Source organism: Vibrio sp. 070316B (assembly GCF_013114115.1).
Classification (GTDB): domain Bacteria; phylum Pseudomonadota; class Gammaproteobacteria; order Enterobacterales; family Vibrionaceae; genus Vibrio; species Vibrio chagasii_B.
This window is the reverse complement of the sequence record NZ_VTYC01000014.1, coordinates 69,443-90,639: the sequence shown is the minus strand read 5'-3', so window position 1 is coordinate 90,639 and position 21,197 is coordinate 69,443. Positions and strand designations below refer to the sequence as shown.

23 protein-coding genes and 1 pseudogene are annotated in these 21,197 nt (G+C 42.9%); 12 read left to right on the top strand and 12 right to left on the bottom strand.

The window, feature by feature from the left end; all coding sequences use genetic code 11:
- Positions 1 to 3: 3 nt before the first annotated feature.
- On the top strand, positions 4 to 423 hold the full coding sequence (locus F0251_RS12645; protein ID WP_171731094.1) for a hypothetical protein: 420 nt from the start codon (positions 4 to 6) through the stop codon (positions 421 to 423).
- 106 nt (positions 424 to 529) lie between these two features.
- Positions 530 to 1,186: a DUF2057 family protein gene (locus F0251_RS12640; protein WP_171731093.1), complete on the top strand. Its 657-nt coding sequence runs from the start codon at positions 530 to 532 to the stop codon at positions 1,184 to 1,186.
- A gap of 113 nt (positions 1,187 to 1,299) precedes the next feature.
- Here the strand turns inward: F0251_RS12640 and F0251_RS12635 are convergent, their stop codons facing one another.
- Positions 1,300 to 1,458, bottom strand: coding sequence for a hypothetical protein (locus F0251_RS12635; protein ID WP_171731092.1), 159 nt, complete (start codon positions 1,456 to 1,458; stop codon positions 1,300 to 1,302).
- Between the two features lie 154 nt (positions 1,459 to 1,612).
- Positions 1,613 to 2,328: pseudogene (locus F0251_RS12630) on the bottom strand (Crp/Fnr family transcriptional regulator).
- A gap of 337 nt (positions 2,329 to 2,665) precedes the next feature.
- Between F0251_RS12630 and F0251_RS12625 the strand changes: the two are divergent.
- Positions 2,666 to 3,448 (top strand): LuxR C-terminal-related transcriptional regulator, encoded by a 783-nt coding sequence (locus tag F0251_RS12625; protein ID WP_171731091.1) that lies wholly within the window; start codon positions 2,666 to 2,668, stop codon positions 3,446 to 3,448.
- A gap of 185 nt (positions 3,449 to 3,633) precedes the next feature.
- Here F0251_RS12625 and F0251_RS12620 read toward each other — a convergent pair whose 3' ends face one another.
- Complete coding sequence (locus F0251_RS12620; protein WP_171731090.1) at positions 3,634 to 4,134, bottom strand: GNAT family N-acetyltransferase; 501 nt, start codon at positions 4,132 to 4,134, stop codon at positions 3,634 to 3,636.
- Between the two features lie 161 nt (positions 4,135 to 4,295).
- Positions 4,296 to 5,288 carry a DUF2860 family protein gene (locus F0251_RS12615; RefSeq protein WP_171731089.1) on the bottom strand — a complete coding sequence of 331 codons (993 nt, stop codon included), beginning with the start codon at positions 5,286 to 5,288 and terminating at the stop codon, positions 4,296 to 4,298.
- A gap of 202 nt (positions 5,289 to 5,490) precedes the next feature.
- Between F0251_RS12615 and F0251_RS12610 the strand changes: the two genes are divergently transcribed.
- Complete coding sequence (locus tag F0251_RS12610) at positions 5,491 to 5,988, top strand: fasciclin domain-containing protein (RefSeq protein WP_171731088.1); 498 nt, start codon at positions 5,491 to 5,493, stop codon at positions 5,986 to 5,988.
- Between the two features lie 111 nt (positions 5,989 to 6,099).
- Here the strand turns inward: F0251_RS12610 and F0251_RS12605 are convergent, their stop codons facing one another.
- From F0251_RS12605 to F0251_RS12580, 6 genes are all read right to left on the bottom strand, one after another.
- Entirely contained in the window at positions 6,100 to 6,396 is a 297-nt protein-coding gene (locus tag F0251_RS12605; protein ID WP_086713803.1) for a hypothetical protein, read from the bottom strand.
- Positions 6,397 to 6,895: 499 nt separating this feature from the next.
- The gene (locus tag F0251_RS12600; protein ID WP_061031061.1) at positions 6,896 to 7,366 is read right to left on the bottom strand and encodes a GNAT family N-acetyltransferase; all 471 of its coding nucleotides are present in this window, start codon (positions 7,364 to 7,366) and stop codon (positions 6,896 to 6,898) included.
- A gap of 103 nt (positions 7,367 to 7,469) precedes the next feature.
- Positions 7,470 to 7,688: a hypothetical protein gene (locus tag F0251_RS12595; RefSeq protein ID WP_061031062.1), complete on the bottom strand. Its 219-nt coding sequence runs from the start codon at positions 7,686 to 7,688 to the stop codon at positions 7,470 to 7,472.
- Positions 7,689 to 7,713: 25 nt separating this feature from the next.
- Positions 7,714 to 8,028, bottom strand: coding sequence for a cupin domain-containing protein (locus F0251_RS12590; RefSeq protein WP_061031063.1), 315 nt, complete (start codon positions 8,026 to 8,028; stop codon positions 7,714 to 7,716).
- Between the two features lie 57 nt (positions 8,029 to 8,085).
- Positions 8,086 to 8,589 carry a YgjV family protein gene (locus tag F0251_RS12585; RefSeq protein WP_105058101.1) on the bottom strand — a complete coding sequence of 168 codons (504 nt, stop codon included), beginning with the start codon at positions 8,587 to 8,589 and terminating at the stop codon, positions 8,086 to 8,088.
- 182 nt (positions 8,590 to 8,771) lie between these two features.
- Positions 8,772 to 9,569 carry a PhzF family phenazine biosynthesis protein gene (locus F0251_RS12580; protein ID WP_061031065.1) on the bottom strand — a complete coding sequence of 266 codons (798 nt, stop codon included), beginning with the start codon at positions 9,567 to 9,569 and terminating at the stop codon, positions 8,772 to 8,774.
- 417 nt (positions 9,570 to 9,986) lie between these two features.
- On the opposite strand from F0251_RS12580, the gene F0251_RS12575 reads away from it, so the two are divergent.
- Both F0251_RS12575 and F0251_RS12570 read left to right on the top strand, forming a co-directional pair.
- Positions 9,987 to 11,018 carry a PotD/PotF family extracellular solute-binding protein gene (locus F0251_RS12575; protein WP_061031066.1) on the top strand — a complete coding sequence of 344 codons (1,032 nt, stop codon included), beginning with the start codon at positions 9,987 to 9,989 and terminating at the stop codon, positions 11,016 to 11,018.
- A 3-nt stretch (positions 11,019 to 11,021) separates the two neighbouring features.
- On the top strand, positions 11,022 to 13,457 hold the full coding sequence (locus F0251_RS12570) for a bifunctional diguanylate cyclase/phosphodiesterase (RefSeq protein WP_061031067.1): 2,436 nt from the start codon (positions 11,022 to 11,024) through the stop codon (positions 13,455 to 13,457).
- Positions 13,458 to 13,729: 272 nt separating this feature from the next.
- Here the strand turns inward: F0251_RS12570 and F0251_RS12565 are convergent, their stop codons facing one another.
- Together F0251_RS12565 and F0251_RS12560 are read right to left on the bottom strand one after the other, a co-directional pair.
- On the bottom strand, positions 13,730 to 14,755 hold the full coding sequence (locus F0251_RS12565; RefSeq protein ID WP_061031068.1) for a diguanylate cyclase: 1,026 nt from the start codon (positions 14,753 to 14,755) through the stop codon (positions 13,730 to 13,732).
- A 9-nt stretch (positions 14,756 to 14,764) separates the two neighbouring features.
- Positions 14,765 to 15,220 (bottom strand): hypothetical protein, encoded by a 456-nt coding sequence (locus tag F0251_RS12560; RefSeq protein ID WP_061031069.1) that lies wholly within the window; start codon positions 15,218 to 15,220, stop codon positions 14,765 to 14,767.
- Between the two features lie 384 nt (positions 15,221 to 15,604).
- Here F0251_RS12560 and F0251_RS12555 point away from each other — a divergent pair, with 384 nt between their 5' ends.
- From F0251_RS12555 to F0251_RS12530, 6 genes are all read left to right on the top strand, one after another.
- Positions 15,605 to 15,973, top strand: coding sequence for a cytochrome c (locus F0251_RS12555; RefSeq protein WP_105058099.1), 369 nt, complete (start codon positions 15,605 to 15,607; stop codon positions 15,971 to 15,973).
- 59 nt (positions 15,974 to 16,032) lie between these two features.
- Positions 16,033 to 17,457, top strand: coding sequence for a cytochrome-c oxidase, cbb3-type subunit I (gene ccoN, locus F0251_RS12550; protein WP_171731087.1), 1,425 nt, complete (start codon positions 16,033 to 16,035; stop codon positions 17,455 to 17,457).
- Between the two features lies 1 nt (position 17,458).
- Entirely contained in the window at positions 17,459 to 18,070 is a 612-nt protein-coding gene (locus F0251_RS12545; RefSeq protein WP_116870761.1) for a cbb3-type cytochrome c oxidase subunit II, read from the top strand.
- The gene (locus tag F0251_RS12540) at positions 18,067 to 20,223 is read left to right on the top strand and encodes a cytochrome c (protein WP_171731086.1); all 2,157 of its coding nucleotides are present in this window, start codon (positions 18,067 to 18,069) and stop codon (positions 20,221 to 20,223) included. Before F0251_RS12545 ends, F0251_RS12540 begins: the two co-directional genes overlap by 4 nt.
- A 218-nt stretch (positions 20,224 to 20,441) precedes the next feature.
- On the top strand, positions 20,442 to 20,669 hold the full coding sequence (locus F0251_RS12535; RefSeq protein WP_061031074.1) for a PAS factor family protein: 228 nt from the start codon (positions 20,442 to 20,444) through the stop codon (positions 20,667 to 20,669).
- A 278-nt stretch (positions 20,670 to 20,947) separates the two neighbouring features.
- Positions 20,948 to 21,130: a hypothetical protein gene (locus F0251_RS12530; RefSeq protein WP_004741177.1), complete on the top strand. Its 183-nt coding sequence runs from the start codon at positions 20,948 to 20,950 to the stop codon at positions 21,128 to 21,130.
- Positions 21,131 to 21,197 lie beyond the last annotated feature (67 nt).

Below are 21,197 nucleotides of genomic sequence, written 5' to 3'. Positions count from 1 at the left end.
CATATGAAATTGAACCTACCTAGTATTGGTCCACATCTACTGTTGGCGGCGGGCGCTACGCTCATTTTTGTCGTCGACTATCACGTACCATTAGGCATAGCGATGGCTGTACCTTACATTACGATAATCCTGCTCGCATCAACCACTAAAGAGCCATTTTCAGCCATTATGTGGGCGATTGTCTGTACCTTACTTACTCTCGTTGGATACTACGTTTCCGAGTCCGGTAGTGAGCCATGGTTTGTTATATTGAACCGAGTCATTACCATTTATGCGATTTGGGTATGTGCTTTTGTTCCTATCTACATCACGCTTCAGTCACCTACTGATACTGAGGTTTTTGATGATGACATCACCCCACCAGATGAACTAAACCACTCTTATGCGGATAAGAAACGTACAGGTAACACACTCAATAATTAGGCTTAGGTTAAGTTTCGGTGAATTTTGCCAAATCGAGACAAGGTAACTTGAAATACTTTGTTCTGCGTGAGATTGTAAAATATCTCACACCAATAACTGTATGATTATGAAAACATTACAATCCATTGCGCTGCTTTCCACAATTATCGCAGCACCACAAGTGTTAGCTGATGTAAAAATTGAAGTTCCCTCTAGCGCAGATGCTCTAGTTGAAGTCTTAGCGGTTAATGAGGCTAAACCTGATCTTGAGGGTGGTTTTTTCTCTTCAAGCAAAACGATCACCGTGCCAGACGGTGTAAACCAAATCGTTTTCCAATATCAGATCGCTTTTAGTCAAGGTAACGACCGTGAGTTTGTCGATAGTGACGCAATTATTGCTACTTTTGATGCTACAGACACAACAGTAACGTTCGACATGCCGAAGTTCCGCAACGCTAACGAAGCGAGAAAAGGCTTTCAGAACCTAGATTGGAAATTGGTTGATGAGAACCAAAATGCAGTCAGTGTTAAGCAAGACAAATTAACCAAAGATGGCATGCAGATTGGCCGTAAATACCCTCAAGAAGCGAAAGAATACAACCGTACAGGTGGTATTGCAGCATTAACGACAGGTGCTACAGCCGCTGCAGTTGTTCAACCAGTAACACTACCAGCAAAAATTGATGGCAACGCGTCTAACACGGCCGAAGAAATGCTGTACTTCTGGTATGAAAAAGCCGACGCTGAAACCAAGCAAAAATTCAAAGAGTTCGTGAACAAGTAAACGCTATTTGTTGATCGTCTTAATAAAAAAGCTGGCATTCAATCGCCAGCTTTTTTTGTATCAACTTTAGGGTAACTACCTTTCCGTATTCGCCCTATTGGTGCGCGTTTGCACTATGCGTTCTCAGCAGAAAACACTTCTCCGTCGATTTTGATTGGCCATCCCATCAATTCATATTCAGCAGCAAGTAAGTACGCGCAGCGGCTTGATATTCTCGTTTTTATCCACTCGCCTACCCCACACACTTTGTATTCTAAAACAGCCATTTTCATAACATCTTACTCCACTCGAAATTAAATTTATAAATCTAGAGCGAAAGTTATAGAGACAATGGGCCTGTGTATGTTCCAAAAAGAACACAAACCTATGATTTACCTATAAAGTTGTAGGTATTTTGCTTTCAATCATTCTATCAAGATCAGACGTTTAACCGTGTATCTCGTCAATAGGGTTTCGGATCATTAAGTTCATTGGCGAGATGAGTTCATATAATCCTTCAACATCTGAAATAAAAACCTTGCCTCGTTGGATCTTGACCAAGCCAGCTTGTTCGATTCCCTTCAACACCTCGTTCAACCTTGAACGAGAGATGCCAGTAATCGTACTCAACTGAGTTTGTGACACGTTAACACTCAAGGTAGCTCCCGCTATATTGGTTTGACGCGCTGCGAGCTCAAGAAGTACATAAATTGTTTTCTGTTCTTTCTCGTGAATAGAAGAGAGATATGCCTGCATCCAAATCGACTGGGCTCTGGTACCACAGTGCAGTAACCACTTAAATACCATACACTGCTCTTCAGCTAGCTCTAATACCTTCTCCGACGGGAAAAGCACCATAGTAACAGGCTCGACTTCTTCTGCGACTGCAAACAGATTATATTCAGCATGAATGGACAAGGCCCCCATCCAATCGCCTTTTCCAATCACGCCCCCCGATAAGTTTTCATGTTTTGGGTCGAAAAACAGATACCAGCGGAACCGCTTAGAATGTAAAAAACACCGGGTAAGTTTTGAAACTTTTGTGTAATTTCCAAGCTTTGGATACCGGTTTTAAATACGGCAATCTCAAGTAAGCTATCGATAAGACCTTGTGGTAAATCACATGGCCACTGTATTTGTGTGCCTATGGTTGGATCTAACAATGATTTATTCCTCCTCCAACAATCTCACACATGAAAATGTATCATTACATCTCTTTCAAATGTAGTTCATCATTGCCAGCACAGAAGGTTTTATTCAAATAAAATCTTATATCTTAGTAGGTTAAGTGACCGGGATAGCTCGTAACCTCTGTGATAGCTAAGCATTAGCGTACGTGTTTTCGGGCAAATCCGATTCTCGATATGACTTACCACGTTACTCTGCATAACTAACACTTAAGTACAAAATATTCCTTAATCAGTGCATCATTCGAAGCTTTAGTTGACACGCTTAAGTTGTTGCCGTTATTTTGTTCGAAAATCACAAATGACGGTCAATATGAAAGATAGCCAATTCGATAACTTTGAAGATCTCCTCACACACCAAACCGACACCTTGACCGCATGTCAGCCAAAAGATTTTGATAAGACGTTTGTGTCACTCGCTCAGCAGGCCCTTGCTTGGTTTAAGTTAGATAGGCTTACTCTGTTTCCAAACTCGATGATTCTTTTGGATACAGGGAAAAGCATGTCTGTCTCTCAAGTCGGAATGCCCCCACTCGAGATGGAGCGCTTTCTAAAAGGCAACTACCTTGAATATCTACAGCTTTTACGCTCTAAAGAGTGTTGGCAGCTATTTCCAGAGCAATCACTCGCAAACCACAAGATCGATCCGCTACGTGAACTCTATCAAGAAGACGCTCATTGGCACGCTATCGTAAGCTTATCGTTATTTGGGCAACAATGGGGCGCTATCGGTTTCTCTAGGTTCAAGCGTTACGACACTCCGATTGAAGAGCGTGATTTGAAGCGAATCAAAATGCTGAGTGATGTTTGGCTCTGTTTTTGGCAACACTCAAAAATGACTCGTAGTGTGACAAGTGATGAAGCCAGTAATATCAATGAGAGTGAAAAACTCTTGTTACTTACAAAAAAACAATGCGCTGTACTTACGCAGTTGGCGCAAGGTTACACCGCTAAGCAATGTGCCGACATACTGTTTTTAAGCCCAAGAACGATCGAATCGCACAAATATCGAATGTTAGATATCCTCGAACTCGATAACCATACAGAGCTAATCCAGTTCGCACTTCGTAATGGCTTCGGAATTGATAATCCATAAGTGCTGGTTACCAAAAAACAGTGCTCGTGCTAGTTAGTCAACACACCTCAACTCAGGACGAAAGTACAAAGCCCTCAAACTTCTGCAGTTTGAGGACTTTATGCTTTATGGCTTTATGGCTTTATGGCTTTATGGCGGTAATTTAATTCTTATTCAGATTATAAATTCAATCACCTAGAGCGAATTCAAGATGCTAGATATTCAGGCTTTATTCTCGACATCAGCAACATATCAATGTACTTGCCGTTTTTAAAGGTACTCAATCGCTTAGTCCCCTCTAACTGAAATCCTACGCGTTCGTATAAAGCAATCGCAGCGTGGCTATCGGCATGAACCTCTAACTCTAGGCGGATTAGGTTTAACCAATTGTCCGCCTGATTGATGGCTTCTTGCATCAAGGCTTTGCCAATTCCTTTTCCGTGAACATCCGGATGAATGGCAATACCAAGCCCTGCGCTGTGTCTGTCTCTCACCTTAGTCGTCATAAACAAGGTAATATGGCCCACAACTTTTTCAGCAGACTCTGCAACTAGAGTAAAATGATCGCAATGACCAAACAGCCGTTCCACTTGGTCAGAACTGAGATAAGGCTTTTGTGACGTGTTTTCTGAAACCGAAGGACGGCGATAAATATCGAATAAATCTTGGCTATCCGTTGCTTCTAAATGTCTAATTTTTATTTCCAAAGCGTTTCCTTACTATCTAATCTTTTTAACTGAACGACTTTCATCCTACGGATAGCAACGAGCACCTACAACCTTAAAGATTATAAGTGCTCGAAATAATTAAACAGATAATAAACTCAACAAAATCGGAACGTTATACAACGCCTTAGAATATCTAACCCTTAGAATTTATAGTCGATACCGACACTCGCGAGTACCTGTTCAGAATTATAGAAGTCGATATTGGAATCAATCGTTCTTAGACCAAGTAAGGTGATAAACGACCAATCTTCATAACCCATCAACCCACCAAACTCATACGCTAAGAAGGCACCGTACTCGTTCTCTTCACGAGTTTTTCCATAGATTGGATTGACTTCATCGTACTGACGGTCATTCGCATCTAACGTAACAACAAAACCGTGACGGCCAATTCGCTTAGCGTAGTTCAACTCAATACCGTAGCTATCAAAGCTGAGTGCACCGCCTTCAGCGTCTGAATTGAAATAAACCATAGAAGGCACTAACAAACCGGCCTGATTAGGCAATATAAAGCGATAACCTGCTTTAGCGTACAGGTAGGTTCTTTCCCTATCTAATAGCGCTATTTCTTCGCCAGTTAACCCCAGTAAGTTTTGTGTACCCGATAATTCATCATCCACATCAGATTCACCAATAGCGAAGTCTGTTTGGAAAGCAGTGCCACCGATGTTAGTCAGTTGCAGCCTCCCAACATTACCTTTCACGTCGGTTTCGTTTCGATTCACACCTACAGCATAAGGATCAGACCAAGCCTTACCGGAGATGAGTGTCGGTAACACGGAAACATCTAATATGGTGCCACCAGAGAGTTGTTGTCGATAACCTATTTCAAATGCAATGGTACCGGTCGCAATATCTTCTCGGGTAGTACCGGCATAAACTTGGTGAGTAAGGGATTCACCAAAGGTATATTTAACGGTTCCAAGAAAACCAAGTAAACCTTGATTCTCACCATCACCTTCCATGGTATTAGTTGCTTGATTTGAGTCTTGTTCGGTACTCAAATTACTGCTGTCAGAATAGAAACCAGCCAAGATACTAAAGTTACCACTAAAGCCCTCACTAGGAGCTAGTCCACTGTGCGCAGGCATAGAAATAGCCGCGGAAAGTACTACAGGTAAAACAGACCTCATATTCACATCCATTAATTGAATAATCACCAATTAACTATAAGTAAAAAAACGGAAGTTTAACAAATATTTAACTCATAATTTTTCATCATCTGCCCGCTTACCCTGCCAAAACTCTCGACACGAAAATTCAATAAGTTGATCTATCTCTTTTAGGCTTTCGTAGTACCTCTCGGAAATAACGGACAAACTCAAAGGACTACATATGTTGAATTATTTAAGCAAGACTCTGTCAGTACTGGTAGCAACACTTCTGTTCACCACTTTTGCACACGCAGCACACCACGGAGCGAAAAAAGACATCGTTGATGTAGCGGTTGATAATGGCTCTTTCACAACGTTAGTAGCGGCAGTAAAAGCAGCAGGATTAGTGGATACACTGAAAGGAGAAGGCCCGTTCACTGTTTTTGCACCAACAGATGAAGCGTTTGCCGCTCTACCGGAAGGCACGGTAGATATGTTATTGAAGCCGGAGAATAAAGACAAACTGGTCGCAATACTCACCTATCATGTGGTGCCAGGAAAAGTAATGGTTGAAGATTTGGTCAAACTAGATAGCGCAGTCACCGTCCAGGGTGAGCCAGTCGCAATTAGTACTGACCATGGTGTTGTAATGATCAACAAAGCTCACGTCGTAACAGCAGACGTTAAAGCGAGCAACGGTGTGATACATGTCATTGACGCTGTACTGTTACCTAAGTAAAGACAACCAATGGACATAAAAGATATTTAGGGGGTGTGACAATGTCACACCTCTTTTCTATTCGAACATTAGATTTTGGCTTACTACTTTAGATATTAAGTGAATATTAGGTTATACGAACAGTCGGCCGAATATCAGGAACGCGGCCATCGACACCACTTTGGTAAACACCACCACCCAAATACAATCACCAATACTCGAATGGGTTGCCTTCCCAAGTAGAAATACGAACAATATAAGCCCTAGAACCCACCCCACTGTCGGTATCATAGAGACTAAAGATACGATGATCGCTATCGTCAGAAGAGACTTAAAGTCCGCCACCACAAACGACATTTTAGATGCAATGTACATACAACATGCCGTGACTAGCGCATCCATAACAAATGCTAAAGCTTCGATTCCCACGTACTACCCTCACTCTTTTCAATCGAACCAAATAGTACATTGAAATTAAAGAGGAAATCTTTGGGGCAATTGTAAAAACATCATCAAGATCTGTCCTACAATTGAGATTTAGAAGAGATTTTCGATAATCATTTTCGAGATTTATTCTTTGGCATTCTCATATTTATGGCCGAATAAACAAAGGAATGAATTGATGACAAAAGAAAAAAATGAAATAACCACGACGAAGAGCGGAAACAACCCAGAGACCCCGGATTGCAAGGCTAACACTCCGATTGCAAAAGAAAAAATCGACACTAATGTATATATTTTTAATCTACTCACGTGACTCATGAACAACACTCCTTGTATTCATACAATCTTTAAGATTAGACAAATTGGCTAATACACAATTTGAACTCATCGACAATATCAGTAGATCAGCAAAATTTATCCTTAAAAAGGTTTAATACTCCTTTTAGGCCTGTTCCTCTTCACAATCTTCGCTCTTAACATAAACCTACTTATCGATAACCTTTTCCATCACGAAATTCGTAAGCGTTACTCCACGCATATCGACTTGCTGATCACTCACTACTTTAAAACCCATACGCTCATAAAATGGCCTCGCAGTGATACTTACCTCTGAGAAGTATCTTGATACCCCACGAATTTGCCCAATCGTGAACACATGCTCCATCAACGCTCGGCCCACACCTCGCCCCTGATGTTGGTGATGGCAAAAAAAATGGTCGACTAAACCACTCGGCTGTAAGTCAGTATAGCCAACAATATGACCATCTAACTCAGCGACAAATGGTTTTAACCCGTCCATACGCTTTTGCCACAACGCAAAGTCAAAACCACTTGGTGCCCAAGCCTCGACTTGCTCTTGAGAATAATCTCGTATGTTCACGTTGCGAACCGTGTAAAAAAAGATCTCCCATAGCGCTTTGGCATCACTTTCTTGATAATTTCGAATTCTAACCACACTCTCTTCCTTTGGTTGCTTTCAGATTCTAACTATTGGATTTGTTACTCTACAAACAGGCATCAGTTGATACATAGTTGCAATGGGACACTCACTAGCCACATTAAAGAATACGTGTCACTGATGGGTATTTTTCTGAAGCAAACTCATGATAAATATCCGCTAAATAACGCGCTAACTCTTCCTCTGCTAAATCAGAAGGGATAATCACATCATAAACTCGAGCTCGTATTGAAGTTTCCGACTCTCGATAAAGTAGCCACTCTTCGTTTTGTCTCTGTACCGACATTCTCTGATGAAAAACCTGAAATTTTAGCCACATACGCTCTTTCACCTCTATCCCAAAACTAACGATAAAACACCGCGAGCCATATCGTAACAGAGTCTTTGTCGGTCCCCTGAACCTTGTGCTTTTCACCGGCGGGAATATTGAGGTAGTCCCCTTTAGACAAAGTAACAATACGACCATCAGCAAATTCGATAACGCCTTGCCCCTCGAGCACCAGAACCCATTCATGCTCCTCTTGATCGTACCACCCCTCCTCAGGAGAACTGTGCCCATGTGAAAGTATCCTCTCTATCCGAATGTTGTCATTCGCTATCAAGTCATTAAATATTTCATTAGGTATCGACGAAGGGATATCCGTGTAGATATTTGACATAGCATTTCCTTGTTTTTTAGCCGCTCAAAGGTTGTGAGGTGTTAATGACACGACACACTAAGCAGCTACGTTCTTCCTGAAATAAAAACGGTAATAGCCAAGCAAGTTACTGACAATAAATAAGGCTTCCATAACAACCGCTGTTGGAGAGCCAACTAAGTAATTATGAACAAGCCAAAAACTGGTGCCGATGATCATTAGCTCTCGAAGTCGACGGTCATCCTTGTTAAAAGCAGCAAATGTTTGAAACATTGATGCACAGCAACTCAATACGCTAGTTAACCCTGAGAAGGTAAAGGCAGTGGCAACCACAGACAGAGAGCAAAACAGATATTTGAATTTAGGTGATGTGGAAAACACACTCGTTAAATAACGGATAGTGGCAATAATCATCAAGCATGCCGCAGTCCACTGCTCCAAAAGAATAAAGTGACTTGAAATCAGTACACCGGCAAAAAACAGGCAAGTTACAATCTTCTTACGCTCTTTAAACTGAAACGACAGAAGATCAAAGCAAATCGCAATGGCGACTAAAACTTGAGATAGATAAAAAGCAGACACAGTGATTCCTTCAACAATAACTTAGGTTTTAACGACCTCGCTACGATTCATCAGGCAACTCAATAGCCAGTAGCGCTCGTATGAACCCTCCATTTGTAACCTAAAAAAATGGGCTACACGATTATTTTTTGAATTACTGACTCGTTTTAGCGGCCTATGTGATATTCGTTCCTAAGTGATATCTAAACCTTCAAGCGCCCACTGATCACGGTTTTCGCAGAGCCAATCAACTTTATGCGTCCATTAGCCAGAAGTTCTGTCGAAATATAGCCTCCACGACGAGAAGCTTGGTATGCATTAAAACAATACTTGTTCAGTTTCTCAGACCAGTATTGCGTGAGAGCACAGTGCGCCGAGCCAGTTACTGGGTCTTCATTCGTGCCAACCCAAGGCGCGAAATAGCGGGAGATAAAATCAAGCTCAATATTGGATGAAAGCGCGGTCACCACAACACCTCTACCCTTCATCTTCTTGAGGGCATCAAAGTTGGGGGTTAGGTCTAAAACAACCTGCTCATTGGTCACCTCGATAAACGTTTTAGAGTCGAACTCCATGTATGACAACACTTGACTGTTCTCAATACCTAGATGTTCCAACAGCCTAGTATCAACCTCTACACTTGATAATTGAGTACCTGGGAAATCTAACTCGATGGACGAGTCACAAACTGTGGCAGTTAAATCACCAGATAAGGTCTGAAATACGATCCTGTCACTGGCTTTTACTAGTCCTTTTTCTTTCATCACATGAACCGTCGCCAAAGTGCCGTGCCCGCACAGCTGAACTTCTACTTCCGGCGTGAACCACTTGAGAGTCATAGATTCTAGCGCAAGGAAAGCCGTTTCTGGAACCGCCATCTCATCCGCAATAGAAAGCATTAATGCTTCATCCAACACGTGTTGAGAAATACAGACACCCGCAGGATTGCCTTTAAAAGCTTGGCTAGTGAATGAATCGACTTGATATATTTCTAAATCCACAATGTCTCCGACGATTGAAATGAATGACAACGTTCGACCACAATAAGCACAAACTCCTTGTGCCACAAGTCATTAGGCAAAATTTCTCAAGGGGTGACCGATAGAATAAGCCAATGATAAATAATGAGTTATCGAACAACAACATGATTTAGAAGAATGGACCCATTAAGCTTGCTCAGGAGCGTCTCCTCCTTTTTCAGCGCTTTGTTTTATCGCTTCTCACCGTCGCTCCATATCGCAAACCTAGCGATTGGGATAGCGCTAACTAACACCATGCTGATGGTTTTACTTCAAGTAAAACCTAGGCAATTGCGTGCGCAGCATAATGTTTAAGTAAAATTAGAGGCGTAAATTTGAAGCAGGTCTCAAATTTTGCGCTAGGATCTAGTTAAACAAAGAAGAGAAAGGAATCCGTCAGTGAAGGCATTTTATGTTTCAGTTCTCGTGTCCGCATCCTTTTCGCCTGGGTTAGTATTTGGTCAACAACATGAAATTTATCTCTACAATTGGGATGAGTTTTTATCCGAGAGCGTCATTGAAAAATTGAACGACACCTATGGCATTGCATTAAAACAGCAATACTTTTCAGACGAATCGATTCGTGATGAAGTCCTATTGAGCGAACGCCGCGGTGCCTTTGAATTGGTTGTGATCGAGAGTATGAAGCTCAAAGCGTTGGCTGAGCAAAACCTATTTCACAACCTCAGTGGCATGCAGCAATCTCTTGCAAACAACTTTGACTCTCGATGGGTTGATGGATGCGGCGACTATGGCATCCCTTATGCTTGGGGAACATCGGGCATATTGTACCGTAGCGATAAAGTCGACACTCCTAATTCATGGAAAGCCATATTGGATCCTGAAACCGAAAACAGTGGCCGAATTAGTATGTATTACGAGCCAACAGATCTAGTGAGTGCTGCACTTCTACTCAACCAATTCGAACCATTCACAAACAATGAGCAGGAGCTGAGAGTTGCCTACAAAACTTTGCAAACTCAAAAGCCCCACCTTGAGAGTAATGAATACGTCGTCGACTATATCCACCAGCCAGAAAGACTGGCCAATATAGACTTGGCTTACGGGTATTCTGGAGACAGTTACATATTGAATGAGGTCGATCCCGAAGCATCATGGGCCTATATCGTTCCTCAAGAAGGCACAACCCTTTGGTTGGAGTGCATCGCAGCGATTAACAACGGAGAACTATCAGAACAAGCATCAACGATACTCTCCTTTTTGTCACAACCCGAAATTGCAGCACAAAACGCAATGGACTCCTGGTTCGCCACACCAAACTCAAAAGCTAAGGCTTTGACCTCTCAAGAGTATCAAAACGACCCAGAGCTTTTCCCTAGCCAAGAAGTGCTAGAACGCAGCTATCTGTATCAGCCCCTTGAACCGAATAGCCTTCAAATTCGTAATCGTATTGTTGATAGTTTGAGATAAGAAATGCCTGTATTGAAGAAACTGTATTTTGTACTTATCCCAGCACTGCTACTCATATTCGCAGTCTCGGGATTCATTACCTACAACTTCGCCTCAAACCACACCAAGCACATGTACTTAGACGAAGTGCAGTCCGATGTTAATACCGCGCTGGTTGCGGCTGAATATGAGCAATTGGGGCTATCTTTGCTCGTCAAAGATATCAGTTCATCGTTACAATTCTTGCGTTACATTCAAAACCCTACTGACTATACAACCCTATCTCTTTTAGAAAAAAGAGTATTGCGAGTTCTCAATCAAAGCCATGTTAATCAGTTCGGTCAACGCAACATTTACATCATTGATCCAAAATTTAAACTCACACTATCGACATTACGAGTTGACCCTTTTGAAGACTTAAAGATACCGGACAGTATCTACGAACGGGTCTTCGACATTTACACCTCATTGATCAACCAAACTGAACTATCCCAAGAGGGCTTTTCATACATATCGGTTAATGGTGGATTAAGATATGCCTATGTAGCCGCCATCGACCCTTACCTAGTTCCTCAAGATAAACGAGCCAACACAAGCTCAAACCGATACATCTTAATTGCAGACGGTCCGCTAAAGCAGCTCTCAAACTTGCTCATTAGCTATAATGACGACGACAACATGCAACTTTTGATTGAACCATCAAATGAAGCAGAAAACATTGAAAACACTCAGTTTATTATAAAGTCATTTGAACAGAATAAAGACAGTATTAACGTTCAAATGAACAGTCGTCACTTCCTTGCTCAAGTCAACATTCGAGAACAGAAATTTAACATGGAAAAAGCCATGATCGCTCAACACACCTTCTTAGGATTCCTAGCGACTTTGTCTTTTATCATGCTCATTGTTCATTTGGTAGTGCGTTACCAATTGGTGCGTCCGCTCAAAGACCTTCTCCACGAAATATCGATTGGAGGGCTCAAACTCAGATACTTTAAGCGTTCATCAGGACAAAGCGAGATTGACGGGCTAAAGAATGCATATATCGACTCACTGACAGAACTGAAATTTGAAGCTGAATTTGACCAACTAACTAAGTTGGCTAACCGCCGCTCATTCATTCGACATCTTGATGTGCGCCTAAAAAGCTCGATGAGTACACGCTGCTACTTAGTTTGCTGGGACATCATGGACTTTAGGAAGATTAACGACCTATACGGCGCAAAAGTCGGTGATAACGTGCTAATTAGCTTGGCGAAAGCACTTAGAGAAACGTTACAAAATCAACAATCTTCCTTTGGCTTTAGTTGCAGTGATTATTCATTGGCAAGGCTGGGAGGCAATCAATTCATCGCCATACTAGAAATGGCTGAACACCAATCGATAAACGAAGAGGTCGAGAACATCAATAACGCCTTAACCGGCACAACCTTCCTTGATTACTATGGCTTTCGTTTAACTATCGCCACGGGTGTGCTCCCGGTTGACACCCCTAAATTTGAAGAGATCTGGCACCGTTGTATCGATGCAATGTTGCTAAATGCCAAGGCTCACAGTGACGGAGATAGTCGCATCGTTTATGGCGAAGAGCTCATCCATTCCTTAAAAAGACACGATATTATCGAGAAAAGGCTTTTAGAGTGCTGTGAGAGCGATAACTTTGAGCTACGCTTTATGCCCATATTTAATGCAAAGACATTAGAAATCGATGGTGCTGAATGTCTTATTCGTTGTCCTGCTCTCGCTGATATCAAAGCTGGACCAGACGAATTTGTAACAGTCGCAGAAAAAAGCAACTTGATATCGAAAATCGATATGTGGGTAATAGGAATGGCGATTAAAAGCTACAAAGAGCTTTCCGATATCCATAAATACAAAGGTACCTTATCTATCAATATCTCGGCGATGGAGCTCTATAACCGTAATTTCGCAGACAACATTCGCAAGGTAATAGAACGTTTTAAAGTGCCACCAGGCAATATCATCATTGAGATCACTGAGACCAGTTATGTGAAAAGCACCAAACTGACGGTGCAGACAATTGAGAGCATTCGAAGCCTGGGGCTAAAAGTGTCACTCGATGATTTTGGCACAGGTTACACAGCGTTTAATCAGTTGCTTCATTACCCTGTCGACGAACTTAAAATTGATAAGAGTTTTATCGATCATATCGTCGATGACAAAGCGGACCGTAAAATGGTGGAATCAATGGTTAATTTGGGACATTCCTGTAACACCTTGGTGGTCGGAGAAGGCGTTGAATGTATAGAGCAGTACCAGTACCTGCGCAAAACCAACTGTGACCTGATACAAGGCTATCTGTTTAGCCAGCCACTCACTTACACTGAGTTTATCGAGTTCATCCGCGACCACAAGCCGAATACCTTCCTAGAGCAATGTTCGATGCTTAACGAGATCAATGGAGATCGTATCGTGGCACTCAACCAAAAAAGCAATTAGTAAAACCAGAAAGAGAAAATAGGGCTTCTGACTTTACAGCCGCTCTATCTGGAGACCTAAGATAAAGAAATTTAGCTTTATCTCTAACCTTGTTCCGACACGGTTCTTACAAATCAGGGATTCATGTTGCTTTCAATAGCGTCTGTTGTGAGTTAGACAGGCGTGTATAGTCACGAGGACAGATGAGTCCTAAAGCCGTTAAGTGCGTGCTGCAAAGGAAACTAGAGGGGGCAAATGAAGCAACAAGAAAAGGCTAAGCAAAAACTCTCAACCTAACCTTGCATTGTGGTTAACAACTCCATCATATCTTTGGAGCTGATATTCTTCTTGTGCCTCACAACAGCATCTATCATCAACTCTAAGTTACCAGCTGAAATGTAATCGCTCAAAACGTCATTAAACTGTTCTTGTATCTCATCACTGGAATAGATGTGTTCAGGAATGAAGAATAAGAACTGACTGCCACTACTACGAAACGAAATGGCGCATTCAGGAATTTTAGTCGTTAAAGATTTAGCAGCAGAGCTCACCACCAAATCGCCATATTCAAGGCCATATTTCTGGTTAATTTCACTCAGGTTTCTGATACGCACAAAATAAAGGTCAAAATTATTGTCTCTCGGGTAGTTATTCTTCACAAAGTTCATCAAAGAGACTCGATTTTGAAAACCCGTAATAAAGTCTGTGGAGTGAAGTCTCCTCTTAATTGAGAAGTCGGCATAAAAGATCACTCCTGTTACGATTAATATCAGCGCGAGAAACACACTACTGGCTTGATGCATGATAACTAACCTATCAACCATTATGCTTTTCTCTTCAATCACAGGGCTTTGCAGGCGGAACTTTTCATTAATAAAATCGACTAACGAGTCATAGCAAATATCGATTTTCTTCTGTAGTGACGCCTTGGGCAGTGCACCTTGACTAACCAACTTTATGGAAGATTCTAGCGACTTAAATTTCTCAAACTCTCCGGTGAAATAAGGTTTGAAGTTGGCAGATTTAATGAAATTAGAAGATTCGGTACTGTTGATCAGAATATCAAAGCGGCTCCACGTAATATCATAGGCTAACCACAAATCGTCGTAATTGAGATTATCCGAACGGCTCACCATCAAGAAATTCGCGTATTCCTTTACCAGTTGAAAAACAAACCAGGTTGCTTCGTTTTGCCGATTCGAAAAACTTTTGTTGATATCGTTAATGCGCGTAACACTGTAGATATTCACGCTTAGAACCATCACCGCCAAAAATATTACAACCACTTTGACAGCAGATAGGGGAAACAATTTCTTCATGGTGACCCTCTACAAGTGAATATCTCGTATCTGCCAAATCATCTTCGCATGGAAATCAGTGTTATTGATATCAGGCTGTGACGACAACGGGTAAATCAGCCAGTACGGTCCCTTATCTCTCACAGACATAAATTCACCATTTTGTTTAATGGCAATAATCGGCTGATAGTCATCAAAATCTTCTTTGGGTACCGCCACTTTATAATCGTTCAAAGCAACAATGGTAACGAGGGGAGATAGCGATAAGTCCATGGTTTCTATGATAGCCTGCAAAGTCACACCACTATAAACCGACTCCCCTTCAGCCCATGGAAGGACGGTTTTTATTTCAGTCTGAGGTAATAGCAACAACTGTTCTCGAGTCATTTCATGCTTTTTCCCTATTTGATCGAACACAGTCAAATTTGAGGAAGCCAATATAGAAAATGAGCACAATGAAAGGAAAAAAAGAATTGTCGTTCTCATTTTAATCTCCATTTAAAAAGGTCACTAAGTTGAGTCTAGTTCAGATTATTCATTTGATTTACTAACAACAGTTTTATTTCTTTCAAAACCATCGCTTTGTAAAGCTTCACCTAGGCTGGAGCTTGGGTGAGTCACCTATCAATAAAAAAGTAACTTTGTGCCCTATGAGTAATCCAATTCCCTCCATGAATACGTAGTGACCAATAAAATTGACAAGAAAGATGAGTTTCAAAGTAGCGAGAAGCGTCGTCAATGCATAACCTTTAATCGAACGTAAGTCATTTAAAGAGTCTATTTTATTCGTTTCATGGTGTGCTTATGCACCTTCGTCACTGTAAATAAACCTCAACATGGTTACTCACTTCATAATCAAGGGAATCGATAATGAGTTTTAATAAAAAAGCATTTAACCCCACGGTGGCACTTACTGCCCTAGTAATGACGCTGGTCATGTTTCCTGTTTCTGCTGAAGTTAATCAAGAACAATTTGAGTTAGGTAAGCAAAAAGCAAAAGTATGCATGACTTGCCATGGCGTTGACGGCATTTCAACACAAGATCCCTACCCTAATCTTCGAGGTCAAAAAATGGGGTATCTCATCTCTTCACTCAAAGATTATCAAACGAGAGAAAGAACGAGTGGTTTGGCGGTTCTAATGCAACAACAGGCCGACACGCTTTCAGATCAAGATATACGAGATATTTCGTATTTCTATTCAATGGTCGGTAGCGATTCAACCACATCTAGCGATTGAAGATCATCCACAGATTAAAAATAAGTCAGCCATTGAAACTTTAGGCAAGGAGCCTTGTTATGGAACAAGTGACAACCCAGTACAGTATTAAGGTCGTGAAGTACTTTATTATTGCCTCCTTAATCTGGGCCATTCTAGGTATGATTATCGGCGTGATTCTCGCCGCGCAATTGTATTGGCCGGTACTAAACTTTGACTCTCAGTACTTTCAGTTTGGTCGACTGCGTCCACTACATACATCCGGTGTGATATACGGGTTCGTCGTTAATATCCTGATGGGTACATCACTGTACATTGCCCAGAGAACGGGACATTGTGAACTGTTCAACAAAAGCCTGTCATGGATGGTGTTTTGGGGTTGGCAGCTTATCTTGCTATTGGCGCTCATATCGCTGCCAGCTGGCTACACCACATCAAAAGAGTACGCAGAGCTAGAATGGCCTATCGACCTACTTATCGTGTTGGTTTGGGTGCTCTACGCTGTGTTGTTCTTTGGCACTATTGCTAAACGAAAAGTCGACCATATTTTCGTAGCGAATTGGTTCTTCGCTGCGTTCATCATTGTGATTGCAATGATCTTCATCGTAAACAATCTTGCGATGCCCGTTTCTGCCATGAAGTCTTATTCGGTCTTCGCCGGAGCTCAAGACGCCATCGTACAATGGTGGTGGGGACATAACGCCGTCGGTTTCTTGCTGACGGCTGGCGTCATCGGTATGAACTACTACTTCATACCCAAAGCGGCTGACCGCCCTATCTACTCGTACCGATTGTCCGTGATTCACTTCTGGGGCTTAGTTGGCTTCTACACTTGGGCGGGTACTCACCACCTCGTCTACTCTTCCGTTCCGGTATGGGTACAAAACATTGGTATCGTGATGTCACTGATCCTCTGGTTGCCATCGTGGGCGGGGGCATTTAACAGCGCGATGACTCTGCTGCAAAACAAAGAGAAACTTAAGTCCGACTACATTCTCCTATTCTTCTTTTCGGCAATCCTCTACTACTGTTTAGCGACATTCGAAGGCCCACTGCTCGCGATTCGCTGGTTCAACATGGTGGCGCACAATACCGAATGGATCATCGGTCACGTGCACTCCGGCGCACTTGGCTGGGTGGGTATGTCGGGGATAGCAGTCTTCTACTACTTCATTCCACGCTTATGGGGAAAAACCGAACTCTGGTCACCACGGCTTATTAAATGGCACTTCTGGTTGGCACACGCTGGTGTTGCTATCTACGCTATCGCCCTTTGGGTGGCGGGTGTTGGTGAGGGCTTCATGTGGCTCACTCAAAATGAAAACGGTGAGCTTGTCTATAGCTTCGTTGAAGCTATGAATTTCAAAGCTCCGTGGCTATTCCTACGCTTCTTTGGCGGTGCCCTATTTGTGCTTGGTTTGTTCTTAATGGCACTGAACCTGTACAAAACGGTACGAATGCCTAACACACCAGAAGCGAAACACACCGTAACGAAGGAGGCTTAAGATGAGCAAGGACTTTACACACTCAGTCGTCATATTAATTTTGACCACCGTAGCCGTCGCCTCCTTTTCGTTGGTAGTTTGGGTTGTGCCTAATATTGTTCGCAGTGACGATATCGCGAAAAACAGCTTAGCCGTTCCACTGACTGCCATAGAACTAGCAGGACGTGACATTTACATCAGCGAAGGCTGTCACGTATGTCATACGCAGATGGTGCGTCCTCTTGATCCAGAAATAAAACGTAACGGACGTCCAAACCAAGAAGCAGACGATATCTATGAGTTTCCTAACTTGTGGGGATCTAAACGTACTGGACCTGACCTAACCAATTTAGCAAGAAAGTATTCTGACCAATGGCACGTGATACACCTAATCAACCCTCGACAAGTCGTGCCTACTTCTATCATGCCATCATACCCTTGGCTGTTTGAACAAACGCTCACCGGGGATGATATCGGCGACAAGATGGAAGTTTTACGTACGTTAGGTGTGCCTTATACCGATCAAGAAATTGGCGATGCCAGACTGCAAGTAAGAGGAAAAACCAAAGGCGAAGCGCTGATTCGTTATCTACAAAGCCTTGGTAAAGATACGTCACAGGAGGTATCACAATGAATACATTCTGGAATCTATGGGCGGTAATATTAACCTTAATATTCTTTGTTCTAATGGTATCGGTTGTCGTTAAATATTGGCGTAGCAATCACAAGGCGGACCACGACCACACCATTGGCACCTTTGATGGTATTGAAGAGAAAGACGCGCCGCCACCCAAGTTGCTGTTCATCAGCTATGCTGTCGCCTTCTTGCTGTCTGCTGGCTATTTGGTCCTCTACCCTGGGCTTGGTGAGTGGGAAGGCTTAGTCGATTGGCAACAAAGCGACGACAAGCTTAGCTCCCCTAGCACAACGTTAGATGAGCAGTTTGCACAAACAAGCGAAACCACATTAGAAGGCCTCGCAGCTGTTCCAGCTATCGTAAACAGCGGTAGAATTCTGTTCCAGACCCATTGTGCCGCTTGTCATCGAGACAACGCTCAAGGGCAAAAGCACTTCCCTAACTTGATCGACCAAGAGTGGTTGTATGGTGGCAGTGATGAAGCCATTATTCACTCGATTGCCAAAGGGCGAAACGGTGCCATGCCGGGTTGGAGTGAAATCATGCGTCCAGATGAGGTGGCAAAAGTCTCTTACTACCTAGCGTCATTGAATCAGCGCCACACTGATGTACCTGAGGTTAAAGTCGAACTGGGTAAAAGCTTGTTCGTCCAATATTGTTCGTCTTGTCACGCCGATGGCACGGTTGCCAATCCTGAGCTTGGCATTCCTGCTCTATCCGATGACAAATGGTTACACGGGGGCAGCATTGAAGAGATTCAACATACGATTAACTATGGCTTGAACAACCTGATGCCAGCGTTTGATAACCAACTTACCGAAAACGAGATACTGGCTCTAGGCGCCTACATCCGACATGCAGGAGAAGCTGAACAACAGAGGGTTGAAAGCTTGAACTCAGAGTCAGTTGAGCGCGGAGAGTACTTGGCGCATGCCGGTGACTGCGTGGCTTGTCACAGTGCCGAAGGTGGCGAACCCTTTGCTGGTGGCCTGCCGTTTGTTACTCCATTCGGTACCGTGTATTCAACCAACATAACTCCTCACACTACCGAAGGTATCGGAACCTATGATTTCGACGACTTCAGAGCCGCGTTGGTTGATGGCAAAGGTAAAGATGGCTACTTGTATCCAGCTATGCCCTACACCTCTTATCAATACCTCACCGATCAAGACATGGTCGATTTGTGGGAGTACATGCAATCCATCACCGCGGTACCAAGACGCAATGACGACAACAGCATGATGTTTCCATCGAACATTCGCCTAGGTCTGCTTGGTTGGAATATCGTGTTTATGGATACCGATCCGGTCGATTATCAAGTACCAGAGGAGATCAAAGACAAAGTCGACAACGTTGAGAAGTGGCAGCAAGGTAAATATTGGGTTGCAGGGCTTGGTCACTGCTCCGAGTGCCACACACCACGAAATATTGCACAAGCTCTAATACCTGAGCGCATTTTCCAGGGTAACTTAATCGATGGCTGGAATGCGCCCGATATTACCGCAAACGAGCTTTATATCGACGGCTGGGATGAGAAAACACTCACCGACTTCCTACACACCGGTCACTCAGACAAAGGCACGGCTTTCGCTGGTATGGCTGACGTAGTGAAAAATAGCCTGAGCTTGATGACACGTGAAGATATCGAGTCGATGTCCTACTACTTGTTGAGCGGTGATACCAACAACACCATTAGTAGCGATGCCGTACAGTTGCAGCCGAAAGGGTTTGATGAAGAGTCATACGCTGCCGAGATCTACACGACTTATCGCCAAACCTGTGGTGCGTGTCATGGTGACGATGGTAAAGGGCGAGACCCTATTGCCCCTACTCTGCTGAATAACGGCATCATCATGCACAGTGACCCATTCAACACCATTGCGGTAACGGTAAGGGGCTTACAACCTACGTATCTCGACAAAGACAGAAACTTCATGCCAATGGCGAGCTTTGAAGATGTCTTATCGGATCAAAGGCTAGCAGAGCTGATCACTTTCGTCCGATTACATCTCGGTGACAGAGATGAACCAGTCACCGCAGAACATGTTCGTGAAGTGAGAGAAACCCTAGAGGCAGCGGGTTACGCGGGTGGATTACATACCACACCTGACATGTATGACCGCAGAGATAACAACATCAACATCCGCTAGCGGACCTATCACTTAGAAAGTGAATTGCAAACGACCAAAGGAGACCTAAGTGTCTCCTTTTCTTTTGCGCTTTAAATGCCCTTGCTACTACAACACAATTATAACTAACTGATTACACAATTAAGCAGACTTGCACATAATGCGATCAATCTCGCAGAACAAAGATGACACCGAGTGCATAATACGCAAAATTTTATAATGAGTTACTAAGGACTGATATGGATACAACTACACTCATCTACGATACGTTGGAAGGTCTATCGAGCGCGAAACCACAACAACACGCTCAAATCCGCCAAAATCTATATAACCATCTAGATCTATCATTTGAGAAGCAGTTGGCTTTGTATTCATCCGTTCTTGGTCCAGCAAGTGCTGGTAGATTGACCGATTTAGACAGTGCAGTAATGTCTGCGCGTAAAATTGTTGGCTTGGAAAACAGCTAATCTGTCGTCCAAGTAAATTCTGAAAAAACGCTGCCTTGTGCAGCGTTTTTTTATGCTTCAATTTCCCGTATCGCAGCCCATTCTCTACGCTCTCTATCCCCCGACGACCAGCTATTTAGAGTAATAAGCTCGAACACTGATAAGTGCAATTTGTCGAAATTTTCAAGTTGCGGCCATTCTCATTTAGTTAATCTTATGTTCCATTTTTAACAGGTGTGTAACGACAATAATGGCGCTAATGTTAGTAGCACGTTAACCACACAGCGGATGGAAGAATCATGAGAGTACTTATTGAATACACACAAACAGGCAAATATCGTGATCAAGCTTGGGAAGCACTGACCATTCGTTCGAAAGGCGAGATTCAAGCTGTGACTCCATCTTACGCGGCTCAACTTATCGAACAAAATCGCGCCTGCTTAACCACAACAGAACATCAAGATATCGTCATCCAACCTTAATGGCTTATTGAGCTACCCCTCCTAGTTCCTTAAATCGAATAGTTCGATGACCTAACAAAAACGCTGC